The sequence below is a fragment of the Kordia sp. genome (assembly GCF_045105435.1).
GTDB lineage: Bacteria > Bacteroidota > Bacteroidia > Flavobacteriales > Flavobacteriaceae > Kordia.
On the sequence record NZ_JBGCDL010000137.1, the window covers coordinates 17,110 to 29,619 of the forward strand.

Genomic DNA, 12,510 nt, shown 5'->3' on the forward strand with positions numbered 1-12,510 from the left:
AGATTAAATGTAGCTTTTTGATTAATTCGTTACATATAAGACAATTTAACAACTATCACCTTACAAACGATTGACATTATGATTACCGACGAAATACATCATTTTTTTCAAAATTGAGACAAAAAAAAGAATCGACCAATAGATCGATTCTGTAGATAAACTGTTATTTATGTGTGGTTTATGTTACGAAAGCATCATTTTTGCTTTTGTAATGGCTTCAATAAACACATCAATTTCTTCTTTGGTATTGTAAAAAGAAAAAGAAGCTCTTACCGTTCCTGGAATTTTATAGAAATCCATAATTGGTTGCGCACAGTGATGTCCCGTACGAACGGCAATTCCGAGTTTGTCTACAATAGTTCCAATATCGTACGGATGAATTTCTCCTATGTTAAACGAAATTACCGCAGTTTTTGCACCAGTACCATAAATAGTAACATCGCCAATGGCTAGTAATTTTTCGGTAGCATATTCCAACAATTCGTTTTCATAAGCAGCAATAGCTTCAAAACCGATTGCATTCATATAATCGAGTGCGGCACCAAAAGCAATAACGCCACAAATATTTGGTGTTCCTGCTTCAAATTTATGTGGCAAACCTGCGTAGGTTGTTTTTTCAAACGTAACCTGATCAATCATTTCGCCGCCGCCTCTATATGGCGGTAATTTGTTTAACCATTCTTCTTTACCATATAATAAACCAACTCCTGTGGGTCCACAAATTTTATGTGCCGAAGCAACATAGAAATCTACATTTAACGCCTGTACATCAGCTTTGATATGCGGAGCAGCTTGCGCGCCATCAATTAAAACTGCTGCACCAACTTCGTGTGCTTTTTCAATAATAAATTCAATCGGATTAATAACTCCTAATGCATTTGATACATGATTACAAAAAACCAACTTTGTGTTTTCATTCAACAAAGAAATGTATGCTTCCATGTCTAGTTGTCCACTTTCATACATTGGAATCACTTTTAAAACGGCTCCAGTATGTTCGCACAACATTTGCCAAGGCACTATATTTGAATGATGCTCTAAGGCAGAAACAATAATTTCGTCGCCTTTTTTTAACAAGGAAGAAAAACCATTTGCCACCAAATTAATACTGTCTGTTGTTCCAGCAGTAAGAATCATTTCGTATGGTTTTGCTGCGTTAAAATGCTGCTGTATTTTTATACGTGCTTCTTCATACGCATCGGTTGCTTCTTGACTTAGCGTATGCACACCACGATGAATATTTGCATTGTAGCGAGAATAATAATCCACAATACAATCAATTACTTGCTGTGGCGTTTGCGAAGTTGCCGCGTTATCGAAATAAATTAACGGTTTTCCATTTACTTCTCTCGTAAGCACTGGAAAATCTTTTCGTATCTTTTGTATATCTAGCATGGTCATTTTTCTAACAATACAAAGATACTAACTATTCGTAGAATCCTACATCACATTCGTAAGGAAATCAGTTGTAATTGTAACAGCAGTCAACGCTATATTCATACTTTTAATCGGCTTTCCAAAATTCTTTCAAAAAACAAATGATTCCGTTTCCATATTTTTCTCGTAATTTGTTCCACTAGCAAACACAAGTGTAGTCTGTTTTATTTATTTGATTTACATTGTGAAAATTAGTATTTTTCTTGACGCAAAATCGAAGTAATGCCAAAAACCAAGCCTAAAAAGAACCCTGTTTCTCAAAAAACTCAATTACCAAATCAGCTTATTATTGCACATGTTTTTTTGCTGCTATATTCGGTATCTTGTTTAGTTCCGTTATTTAATGCAATGGATTATGACGCACCACAATGGCTGTACATGTCCTTATTAAATATTGTATCCTTGATTTTTATTGTAAAAAACAATGATTTTTTTGAAGCATTCCAATTACAGAAAAAAGCAAAACTTTATTTCGGATTGCTTATCGGTTTTTTTGCAGCAGGTTGTTTGTCAATGCTTACCGCCATTAATGTGAGTGAAAGTTTAGTGCATTTATCGCGTTTAGTCAATATTGTAGTTGCCTTTTTTTGTGTGTATACGTTCGTAAAGAAAAATCCGAAAGCTTTTTTCCATTTAGCGTGCAAAATTTCTATTTTTCTAGTAGGTTTTTATGGTTGGCGTGCTGTTAGTTACTTCTTTGGGCATTCATCAATGATGCGATCGCTTGAGTTTGTAAATGGACTTCAAAGTGGATTTTCGAGTGTGAATATATACACCGCTTTTATTGTGGTTCAGTTGCCATTGCTAATTTATGGTTTTCTGTATTCAAGTAAAATATGGAAATATGCTTCGGCAGTTGCCATGTTAATTGGTATCATGGGATTATTTTTAGTGGGTTCAAGAACCGCAATGCTTTCCTTAAGCTTTATGTTTATAGCAAGTTTAGGGTTTTTAATTTTCGGAATTATCAAGAAGAAAAGCACCGTAAATCTTAAAATAGAAACCTTTGCTTTAGCAGGTATTCCATTGTTGGCAATTCTTTTAGTGACGAATGTGAATAGAATTGAAAAGAATTCAATGAACTCTTTAAATGACATGCTAAACCCTAAAAATATTGACTTTTACAAAGGAAGAAGTTTGGCAAAAAACAGTGTTGCTACCACAAAAAATGTAGTCACATCGAATGTAGATATCAAAAAGAAATCGAATGTAAGTTCAGGGCGTTTTTCATTATGGCAATTGGCGTTTCGCAACTTTAAAAAGAGTCCGATAACAGGTATTGGTTACGGAAATTATAAAGCCGTTGGAAAGAGAGAACATTACCGAAATTTTTCAAACAATAAAGGTGTTTTTGCCAATCCGAGACGTGCGCACAATGACTTTGTAGAAAAACTAGCCGAAACAGGAATTATAGGTTTTCTATTTTACCTTGCCTTATTTGTAATGCCGTTATTATGGTTTGTTGGTTTGTTGCGCCGAGAGAAAGACCACCAAATGCAATGGATTTATTTTGCCGTTTTTCTGGTGGCTGTTGCCTACACATTTGACGCACTTTTAAACTTTCCGCTAGAGCGACCGCCGATACAGTTCTATTTTATTTTTACGGTGAGTTTAATTATCGCTTTCGCTAGAACGGAAAAAAAGCCAGTTACTGCTTCACCAAATAAAAAAGTATCCTACGCTATTTTGGGCGTGCTGTTTTTGTTTAGTTTGGCAAGTACAGCTTCCAATTATGCTATATTAAGTGCGTACCAATTACAACGAAGTTTACGAACCGATTTAATGGGAAAAACCCTGTTTAGCGAGGAAAAGCTTCGAAATAATTTTGATGATGTCAAACAACGATGGAGCAACTACCCACAACTGAGTTATGTAGGAACGGTAAATAATGTGTTTTTAGCCAACTATGCTATTAAAGCCAAAAGATATGATGAAGCGTTGGAAATTTTAGAAGCGTCAAAATCGTATAATACAGATGCCTTATTGGTAAAAGCTTTCAAAGCAGAAATCTATTTGAATGTAAAAGAAAATTTAGATAGCGCACAATATTATTCAGAATCGGTTTTTGATATTTATCCAGCATTTAAGACGAATTATTACATGCTGAAAAAGATTTATTCCTTACGAAAAGATACCACAAGTTTAGTAAATGCCATGCATCGCTATTCCAAATACAACCCTAGAGATTTGAACGAATGGCAAACCAAAGCAAATACCATTTATGAGTTTACCAAAGACAGCGATTTAATGCTGAAAGTGTTAGACACAGGAATTGCGTACAATACCTACAGTCAAAAACTTGTAGATGCTAAAAAGGAAGTTTTAGGAAAACTAAAATTCAAATCGTTTTTAAACAAAGGCGAAGTAAAAGCCAAGCATCAAGAAGCGTATGACTTTTTTGTAAAGCAACAATACGAAAAGGCAAGAGTTGTGTATGAAGAAATTTTAAAAACGAATCCAAGAGATTATCTATCCATTCAAAATATTGGCATCATTGATTTGGTAAAAAAGAACTTCAAAGAAGCAATTAAAAACTTAACAATTGTTATTGACAATCATCCGTTCAAAGATGGAAAAGCAGAATACAGTCGCGGATATTGTTACGAACAATTGGGACAGTTTGAAAAAGCGAAAAAAGATTTTCGCGCCAGTAGAGCTAAAAAGTATTCGCAAGCGATGTCGCTTCCTGCTTCTAGGTATGAATAATTGATTGTTCAACTCATTGTGCATTTTGATAAAATTCATCAATTCGAGTAAATTTTACGATTGAAAATTTAATAAGAAACGTCATTGCGAAAATTTCCCAGAAATTCGTGGCAATCTGTTACTGAGCAAAAGATTACTTCGTTACACTCGAAGTAACGTTTATTATACTTTTGAATTCAAAATACACAACAGGTTTGTTCTAGTTTTTCAACTTGTTTTTCCTTTATCACACAGCAACTTCAAAACAAAAAAAAAATAGCTGCTTTACGTCTATTTTTGTTGCAAATTACATATCCATTCTCAATATTTCCATATCTTAACCACAGGAAGTATTGCTGATTACTTCGTGCCCCAAAATTTAAAACTACGTATATATCATATTCCGTACGATATAGAATCGTAGCAGCCATTTATTTCAGGTTGTCTACGATTTGTCTACGGAAAAATTCCCACATTTTAAAAATGTGCATAAATGGTATACGCCTACTTCACTACAAGCACTTATTCTATTATTAATTTTAGCATGTTACAAAGCAGCTAACAAAACCATTGAATCAACATGATTGAAAAAGCACTACAATTTACAGGAAAAGCACTCAACCAATATGTCAAACAAAAATTTGGCTTGGATGACGATGTTGTCATCGTTAATTCTATTATTGATCAAAACGGAGTTGTACCTGCAAAAAACCAAAACAAAATCGTTCTTTCGTTAATTCATGTGGAGCAAGAAACCACCAAACAATTCTACAACAGGAATCAAAAACTAGGAAATGGAAACTTTGTAAGAGAGCCGTTAAGTCATCGGTACAATCTGTTTACGCTTATCACTCCAAATTTTGACGATTACACAGAAGCTTTAAAATTTTTAGATGCTTCCATTCAATTTTTTCAAATAAATGAACTCGTTGACGCGACTAAAAACGCACAAATTCCTGCCGAAATAGGTAGACTTGAATACGAGTTTCAAAAAGGAGAAAACTATATGCAAATGCAAAACTTATGGACAGCACTTGGCGCAAAATACCAACCGTCTGTAATGTATAAAGTTCGCTTGGTAACAATCACTTCTGATGAAGTAGAAGGATTTGATGCTGCCGTTACACAAATTAGCACAAAAGCAAACGAGAAGTCATGAGTATAACATATACATCTTTATGTAAAGTAACTGTATCGCATTCATATTATGCATCAAATAACTGTGAATGTATGTTATATGATACAACTACGGAAACAAAAAATGTATGCAATAAATACGGGCTTGTTTTACAAAAAACCCAAAACGGATTTGAATTGTACAGTACTACAAATCAATCCATAGAAACCTACCTCAACTATATTTCACAAGTTTCTGGACAGACAGCTTTTGAATTTTTGGGCACCACTACCGATCAAAATTTTTACAATTTCACCAACATTCCTATCAACGAACTTGGTGTGTTAACGTATGAGAGCGATCAAACCGTACAAAATACTTCAAACATTCCCATTCAACTCAAAGAAACATTCGTACAAGAGGTTTCCACCCAAAATGCACTAAAAATTACGCTAAAGTTTGAAGACATTATTCGTTTCTATAAAACAAACAATCCTATTGAATATAGTATTGAACTGCAAGCGCGCGAAACACAATGGATGTATTATATCATTAATAATTCCAATCAAGCATACAATCAGCTCGAAATACAAAGTACAGACGAAAACATTCAATTTACAGCTACGGCTGAAATTATATTACAAAATGGCGATAAAGCATTGCCGTTTGCATCACAAACAACCAAAATTCCATTAAAAAATGAAGTAACCTACACACTAAACTTAATCAACACAAAAAAAAATATTGCAGGCGAACGAAAGGAAATCGTTATCAAAGGATTGCCCATTCCGAACCCGAAAAATTTACAAATACAAAACGACCATACAATAGCATCTTCAATATATGTATACATATAATATGATGCCTTATTCAGTACTTATAAAAAAATTATTACAAACTAATAACTATGTTTTATGAATTTATCAACCATTAAATCTCCAGGGGTTTATATCAATGAAATAAATGGTTTCGGAAACTCGGTTGTCCCAGTGGCAACTGCCGTTCCTGCTTTCATTGGATATACACCGCAAGCCATGTACGAAGGGAAATCGTATACGAATGTGCCAACAAAAATTACGTCTTTTTCAGATTTTCAGGCAATTTTTATGCTGCCAAATCCAGCAGCGCCCGCAGATCCCGCAAAACAATACAGTCCGCAGTACTATCTCGTAGCAGAAAAAAGTCAGCCCGAAAAAGGCGATTACATGCTTATTGATGGAACGTACTACTCTATTGTTCCAGATCCAAATACTATTTATTATCTGTACAACAGTATTCGTTTATTTTACGAAAATGGTGGTGGAGACGCGTACATTGTATCAGTTGGAAGTTACGGACCTGCATCTGGAGCCGGAATGTCACCAGGCGACCAAATTGTAAACCCGAACGTACAATTAAACGATCTTGCAAACGGATTGGCATTGTTGAAAAACGAACAAGAACCAACCATGTATATTGCGCCAGAAGCCACTTTACTATCTGTAGCAAACAACGGAACGTTAATGGCTTCCATGCTATTGCAAGCAGAAGAAATGCAAACCGCAGTTGCCATTTTTGATATTATTGGAGGAAGAAATCCTGATCCAGTAATGTGGATGGACGATATTACAGCATTCCGCGACAATACAGGTGCAAACGGATTAAATTACGGAACTGCCTATTATCCGTTTGTCGGAACTACAATTATGCAAACGTCCGATATTGATTATACCAATCTTTTTGGTGGAGATATCAAACAACTAGAACCTTTATTAAGTCCGGCTGACAATCCAGATCAGACAGTGGAAACCATTATTGGAAACATTGAAAAACCATCTGGAACACCTTTAACGGTAAGTCAGTACAACAATTCATTAATAGCGGCTAGTAAAACATATAGCACTATTATAAACCATGTATTAAGTGACGCCAATATGTTACCGCCAAGTGGTGGAATGGCTGGAGTAATTACCGTAACCGACAATGAAGTTGGTCCGTGGCAAGCGCCTGCAAACACATCAATGGTTGGTGCTTCATCATTGCCAATAAAACTATCAGAATCGCAACAAGCTGGCTTAAACGTAGATGCGGTTTCTGGAAAATCGGTCAACGCAATTCGTTTTTTCAACGGACTTGGAATTTTAATTTGGGGTGCAAGAACCTTAGATGGAAACAGTCAAGACTGGCGTTACTTATCGGTACGAAGAACCATGACTTTCTTAGAGCAATCGTGTAAACTTGCCGCGCAAGCGTATGTATTTGCGCCAAATGATAAAAACACATGGGAAGGTGTAAAATCTATGATTGGAAGTTTCTTAACAGGTATTTGGAAAGAAGGCGGATTACAAGGAGCAACAGCTGCTGCAGCTTTTTCTGTAGAATGCGGATTGGGAAGCACTATGACTTCAGACGATATTTTAAACGGATTTATGAATGTAACAATTAAAGTTGCGGTTGTTCGTCCTGCTGAATTTATTGTACTGACATTCCAACAGCAACAAGCAACTTCTAGTTAATACTATTTATTATTTGAAATTACTGTAAAAGAAAATGATGATTTTTTTCTTTATATGAAATAGAAAAATAAAGCATAGCCTTAGTTACGGTTTCTTTTTATGTTAAAATAGAAAGGAAAAAAGGGCGTTTTATTGCGGTCATTTCAAATTGTAAATGGTATAACCTAGAATCACTACAACTATTCTTATTAAAAAAACAAAAAAAATAACGCATTAAAAACATAATATTATGGCAGATGATGGAAGTAAAGAAGGCGCAACATGGCCCATGCCGAAGTTCCGATTCGAAGTGGATTTAGGAACCGAAATGAAAGGTGTCGCATTCCAAGAAGTATCCGGAATGGACGTAGAAAATCAAATTATAGAATACCGTAAAAGTAATAGTACACTATTCTCTACCGAAAAAATGCCCGGCATTGTAAAGTATGGAAATGTAACTATGAAACGTGGCGTCTTTGTAAACGATAATACGTTTTGGAAATGGCACGCAGAAATTTCTATGAACACAATCAAACGTAGAACCGTTTTAATAAAACTATTAGACGAAGCAGGAAAAGTAACAATGCAATGGCAGCTAAATAATGCGTGGCCAACAAAAATTACGAGTACTGACTTAAAGTCTGATGGAAACGAAGTTGCTATTGATACCTTAGAAATTGCACACGAACAACTAATTATTACGAATGGCTCATAACGCGTATCCTGTTGGATTTTATTTTTCACTTTCGTTTGAAGGGGAAGATGCAGCTTTTAAAGAAGTCACAGGAATTAACAAAGAGCTCGGTGTAGAAGAAGTGGCTAGCGGTGGCGAAAATCGATTCAAATATCGATTGCCAACTGCAAGTTCTAGTAAAAATCTTGCACTCAAAAGAGCTATTGTACCAACAGGATCCAAGCTTATTACGTGGTGTTCCGATACGCTCGATGGCGGATTGGCTAATGCAATAAAAACACAAGATGTTTCGGTTGATTTACTCGATAACGAAGGAAAAGTATTAATGAAATGGACATTTCACAATGCATATCCAATTAACTATTCGGTATCCGATTTAAAATCGCAAGAAAGCGAAATATTAATTGAAAGTATTGAATTAGCATACACGTATTTTAATATCAAATAAGATATACAACTCAAATTATGCCTATAGAAATCAGAGAATTAGTAATCAAAACAGAAATAAAAACTGTTCATGAAAACGCAAATACGAAACGAAACATGTATGACACTGCTGCATTAAAAAATGAAGTATTGGAAACCTGTAGACGTATGATTTCGGAAGCGCAAAAACGAGAAAAGTATAACAGATAAATCTGGATTATGGCATTAGAATATATGAAAATAACAGGATACAAGGACGAGAACTTTACACAAGCAATCTCCGGAAATCCGTACAATCTAATGATCAATCCAGAATCTATAAAATGGAGTCGAAGTATTGAATACAATGAACAACAACCTATTGATACGAGCGCCACTTCTCAAAAATACAAACATACACCAAGCGACAATCTCAGTTTTGATATTGTTATTGACTGTACAGGTATTGTTGATACGAAGCGAACCGATCTCAACAAGGAAATTGAAGCCTTAGAGGATATTGTATATACATATAACGGAGACATTCACAGACCCAATTTTGTAAAAATTCAATGGGGAAGTGATTTGGTATTTTACAGTGTATTAAAATCATTTGATACCACCTACACATTATTCAAACCTGATGGAAGTCCGTTGAGAGCAAAAATCTCATTAAGCTTCGGAAAGTACATTTCTGCCGACAAGCGGAAAAAAGAAGACAATGAGAGTTCTCCCGATATTTCACATTTGGTAGAAGTAATACAAGGTGAAAGTTTGCCACAACTATCAAACAAAGTTTGGAACACGCCGTACAATTACATTCAAGTTGCTACATACAACGATTTAAACAAGTTCAGACAATTACAAGGTGGACAACAATTGGTATTTCCACCAATCATAAAGCCAACATAAACTATATGAGTGCATCAACAACAATTACAAGTGGAGGTTTAGTAACATTCAGCATCAAAAGCAACGGAAGCGCCATTCCCGATGCAATGGACGTACAATCAATTGAAGTCGAAAAAGGCGTCAACAGAATCTCGGTGGCAAAAATTGTCATCATTGATGGAAGTCCTGCCGATGAAACCTTTGAAGTAAGTTCGTCAAGCACATTTGTACCAGGAGCTAAAATTACTGTTGAAGCTGGATACGATTCTAAAAACGAAAGCATTTTTGAAGGAATCGTTACCAAACAAAGCATTCGTATTCACGGTGCCGAAGGTGCTGTTTTAGTGGTTGAATGTCGTGATGAAGCTATCAAAATGGTGGTTGGACGTAAAAGTTTAACCTATTCCAAAAAGAAAGATAGCGACATTATGAGTTCCATAATTGGAAACTACGGCTTGTCCGCAGCTGTTACTGCTACTACAACCGAATGGCCAGAACAAGTGCAATATTACGCTACAGACTGGGATTTTTTACTCGCTAGAGCGGAAACCAACGGAATGATTGTTACAACGCTAAACGGAAAAGTATCCGTATTTCCGCCAGATAATGACACAACTGCTGTATTAGAAATTGCGTACGGAAACAATCTCTTGGAGTTCAATGCTTCGCTAGATGCAGTAACACAATTAGGTTCGGCAAAAGCGACTTCTTGGGATTTTACACAACAACAAACAACTTCGGGAGAAGCAAGCAGTAGTTATGCAGGTCCAGGAAACTTATCGTCCAAAAAACTATCGGAAGTTGTCGGACTTTCAGATTATGCACTGCAAAGTACAGCACCAATAGAAGCGAGCGATTTAACCAATTGGTCAAAAGCAGCTTTGGTAAAAAGTGCGTATTCCAAAATTCAAGGTGATGTCAAATTTCAAGGAAGCAACTTGGTTGATCCCGGAAAATACATCACACTTGCAGGTTTGGGCGATCGTTTTGATGGCGATCATATCATTTCAAATGTACAGCATGTTATTGGACACGGAAACTGGATTAGCGAAGTTTCAGTTGGCTTATCGCCTGTTTGGTTTACAGAAGAACCGGATGTAATGGCGCCACCTGCCGCTGGATTATTACCTGGCGCACAAGGATTATTTAATGCTACGGTAAAGAAAATGTATGAAGATCCAAACAGTCAATACCGCGTACTTGTTGACATTCCACTATTTGATCCGAACGGAGAAGGATTGTGGGCACGATTGACAAATTTCTATTCCACTTCCGGCGCAGGTGCCTTTTTTATGCCTGAAGTTGGCGATGAAGTTGTAGTTGGTTTTTTGAATGAAGATCCACGATATCCTATCATTTTAGGAAGTATGTATAGTTCGTCTAGCAACAAACCGTTTGATGGACTTGATCCTGATGAAAAAAATACCATAAAAGCATTTGTATCCAAAACTGGAATCAATATCAAGTTTGATGATGAAAACAAAGTGCTTACGCTAGAAACACCAAGTAAAAATACCGCCATTTTCAGTGACAAGGACAAGCAAATTACCATTCAAGATCAAAACAATAACAGCATTGTCATGTCGGATAGCGGAATCACAATTAAAAGTGACAAAAATATCACGGTGAAAGCGACACAAAACTTGACATTAAAAGGTGATCAAGGTGTAACTATTGAATCTTCTGGCGGCGATGTACAAATCAAAGGAATGAACATCAAAGAAACCGCACAAATGCAATATTCTGCGGAAGGAAGTATGACAGCATCGCTTCAAGGTGGTACACAAACGACTATCAAAGGTGCGATGGTGATGATTAATTAAGTAGGAATTAGGTTTTAGGAATTAGGAATTAGTAAGTTTCTTAATAACCTTTTAAACTCAAATAACAAAAACGTCTCTTCGAGTGATTTTTGATAGAAAATCGTATCGAGAAGTACTTTGAAGAAAACAGGGATTAGTAAGTTTCTTAATAACCTTTTAAACTCAATATCAATGTAGCATAAATAGATTTTAAAAATGAATTTTGAAGTACTACATGTACGCTCAATTCTCAATACTAACATCTCAATACTAAAAAAACATGCCACCAGCAGCAAGATTAACCGATTTTCACGAATGTCCGATGGTAACACCAGGCCTTCCTCCAATTCCGCATGTTGGCGGACCTGTTATTGGACCTGGAGCACCAACAGTATTAATTGGCAAATTACCCGCAGCACGCGTAGGTGATATGCTTGTATGTGTTGGACCACCAGATTCTATTGTAAAAGGTTCAGCAACGGTAATGATTGGCGGAATGCCAGCCGCACGAATGGGCGATACAACCGCGCACGGCGGATCAATAGTTTTAGGAGATTTTACAGTAATGATCGGTGGATAATACAACAAACATACAAAAAGAGTTTCTCGGTTCAGGTTGGTCATTTCCTGTAACATTTTCTGTGGAAAATAAACAACTGCAACTCACAAAGTATGAAGAAAATATCAATGAAATGATCAATTTGATCATGCAAACCACATTTGGAGAACGTCCATTTACGCCACAATTTGGCTCTGGATTACAAACGTTTTTCTTCAAAGAAATGCGCCCAACATTACAAGGCGAAATTAGAGAAGCCGTAAAAACATCGCTTCTCAACAATGAACCAAGAATTAAAGTAGTAGCAGTTGAGGTTGCTTTTGCCGATTTACAAAATGGCTTGGTAGAAGTTACTATCGATTACATATACAATCAAACCAATACAAGACACAATTATGTATATCCTTTTTACATAAAAGAAGGAACCAATTTACAACGATAACAAA

Annotated in this window: 12 protein-coding genes; 11 read left to right on the forward strand and 1 reads right to left on the reverse strand. The window is 35.9% G+C overall.

Annotated features, from left to right (window positions below):
* Positions 1 to 183: 183 nt before the first annotated feature.
* On the reverse strand, positions 184 to 1,395 hold the full coding sequence (locus AB8B65_RS07020) for an aminotransferase class V-fold PLP-dependent enzyme (RefSeq protein ID WP_405300162.1): 1,212 nt from the start codon (positions 1,393 to 1,395) through the stop codon (positions 184 to 186).
* A gap of 264 nt (positions 1,396 to 1,659) precedes the next feature.
* Between AB8B65_RS07020 and AB8B65_RS07025 the strand changes: the two genes are divergently transcribed.
* The 11 genes from AB8B65_RS07025 to AB8B65_RS07075 all read left to right on the forward strand — a co-directional run bounded on the left by AB8B65_RS07025 (position 1,660) and on the right by AB8B65_RS07075 (position 12,506).
* Complete coding sequence (locus AB8B65_RS07025; protein ID WP_405300163.1) at positions 1,660 to 4,143, forward strand: O-antigen ligase family protein; 2,484 nt, start codon at positions 1,660 to 1,662, stop codon at positions 4,141 to 4,143.
* Between the two features lie 559 nt (positions 4,144 to 4,702).
* A complete protein-coding gene (locus tag AB8B65_RS07030) occupies positions 4,703 to 5,281 on the forward strand; it encodes a DUF4255 domain-containing protein (protein WP_405300164.1) in 579 nt (192 codons plus the stop codon).
* The gene (locus tag AB8B65_RS07035; protein ID WP_405300165.1) at positions 5,278 to 6,096 is read left to right on the forward strand and encodes a hypothetical protein; all 819 of its coding nucleotides are present in this window, start codon (positions 5,278 to 5,280) and stop codon (positions 6,094 to 6,096) included. The genes AB8B65_RS07030 and AB8B65_RS07035 overlap by 4 nt, the downstream gene beginning before the upstream one ends.
* Before the next feature lie 57 nt (positions 6,097 to 6,153).
* The gene (locus AB8B65_RS07040) at positions 6,154 to 7,734 is read left to right on the forward strand and encodes a phage tail sheath C-terminal domain-containing protein (RefSeq protein WP_405300166.1); all 1,581 of its coding nucleotides are present in this window, start codon (positions 6,154 to 6,156) and stop codon (positions 7,732 to 7,734) included.
* A gap of 229 nt (positions 7,735 to 7,963) precedes the next feature.
* A complete protein-coding gene (locus AB8B65_RS07045) occupies positions 7,964 to 8,428 on the forward strand; it encodes a phage tail protein (RefSeq protein ID WP_405300167.1) in 465 nt (154 codons plus the stop codon).
* A complete protein-coding gene (locus tag AB8B65_RS07050; protein WP_405300168.1) occupies positions 8,418 to 8,855 on the forward strand; it encodes a phage tail protein in 438 nt (145 codons plus the stop codon). The genes AB8B65_RS07045 and AB8B65_RS07050 overlap by 11 nt, the downstream gene beginning before the upstream one ends.
* A 17-nt stretch (positions 8,856 to 8,872) precedes the next feature.
* The gene (locus AB8B65_RS07055) at positions 8,873 to 9,043 is read left to right on the forward strand and encodes a DUF5908 family protein (RefSeq protein ID WP_405300170.1); all 171 of its coding nucleotides are present in this window, start codon (positions 8,873 to 8,875) and stop codon (positions 9,041 to 9,043) included.
* A gap of 9 nt (positions 9,044 to 9,052) precedes the next feature.
* A complete protein-coding gene (locus tag AB8B65_RS07060; RefSeq protein WP_405300171.1) occupies positions 9,053 to 9,724 on the forward strand; it encodes a hypothetical protein in 672 nt (223 codons plus the stop codon).
* Positions 9,725 to 9,729: 5 nt separating this feature from the next.
* Positions 9,730 to 11,526 (forward strand): type VI secretion system tip protein VgrG, encoded by a 1,797-nt coding sequence (vgrG, locus tag AB8B65_RS07065; RefSeq protein ID WP_405300172.1) that lies wholly within the window; start codon positions 9,730 to 9,732, stop codon positions 11,524 to 11,526.
* Between the two features lie 259 nt (positions 11,527 to 11,785).
* Positions 11,786 to 12,085: a PAAR domain-containing protein gene (locus tag AB8B65_RS07070; RefSeq protein ID WP_405300173.1), complete on the forward strand. Its 300-nt coding sequence runs from the start codon at positions 11,786 to 11,788 to the stop codon at positions 12,083 to 12,085.
* Positions 12,078 to 12,506, forward strand: a complete 429-nt coding sequence (locus AB8B65_RS07075) for a GPW/gp25 family protein (RefSeq protein WP_405300174.1) — start codon at positions 12,078 to 12,080, stop codon at positions 12,504 to 12,506. Before AB8B65_RS07070 ends, AB8B65_RS07075 begins: the two co-directional genes overlap by 8 nt.
* Positions 12,507 to 12,510 lie beyond the last annotated feature (4 nt).

Excerpts from the sequence above, each read along its gene's own strand:
- AB8B65_RS07020 (WP_405300162.1), bottom strand. The coding sequence starts at position 1,395 with ATGCTAGATATACAAAAGATACGAAAAGATTTTCCAGTGCTTACGAGA.
- AB8B65_RS07025 (WP_405300163.1), top strand. The coding sequence starts at position 1,660 with ATGCCAAAAACCAAGCCTAAAAAGAACCCTGTTTCTCAAAAAACTCAA.
- AB8B65_RS07030 (WP_405300164.1), top strand. The coding sequence starts at position 4,703 with ATGATTGAAAAAGCACTACAATTTACAGGAAAAGCACTCAACCAATAT.
- AB8B65_RS07035 (WP_405300165.1), top strand. The coding sequence starts at position 5,278 with ATGAGTATAACATATACATCTTTATGTAAAGTAACTGTATCGCATTCA.
- AB8B65_RS07040 (WP_405300166.1), top strand. The coding sequence starts at position 6,154 with ATGAATTTATCAACCATTAAATCTCCAGGGGTTTATATCAATGAAATA.
- AB8B65_RS07045 (WP_405300167.1), top strand. The coding sequence starts at position 7,964 with ATGGCAGATGATGGAAGTAAAGAAGGCGCAACATGGCCCATGCCGAAG.
- AB8B65_RS07050 (WP_405300168.1), top strand. The coding sequence starts at position 8,418 with ATGGCTCATAACGCGTATCCTGTTGGATTTTATTTTTCACTTTCGTTT.
- AB8B65_RS07055 (WP_405300170.1), top strand. The coding sequence starts at position 8,873 with ATGCCTATAGAAATCAGAGAATTAGTAATCAAAACAGAAATAAAAACT.
- AB8B65_RS07060 (WP_405300171.1), top strand. The coding sequence starts at position 9,053 with ATGGCATTAGAATATATGAAAATAACAGGATACAAGGACGAGAACTTT.
- vgrG (WP_405300172.1), top strand. The coding sequence starts at position 9,730 with ATGAGTGCATCAACAACAATTACAAGTGGAGGTTTAGTAACATTCAGC.
- AB8B65_RS07070 (WP_405300173.1), top strand. The coding sequence starts at position 11,786 with ATGCCACCAGCAGCAAGATTAACCGATTTTCACGAATGTCCGATGGTA.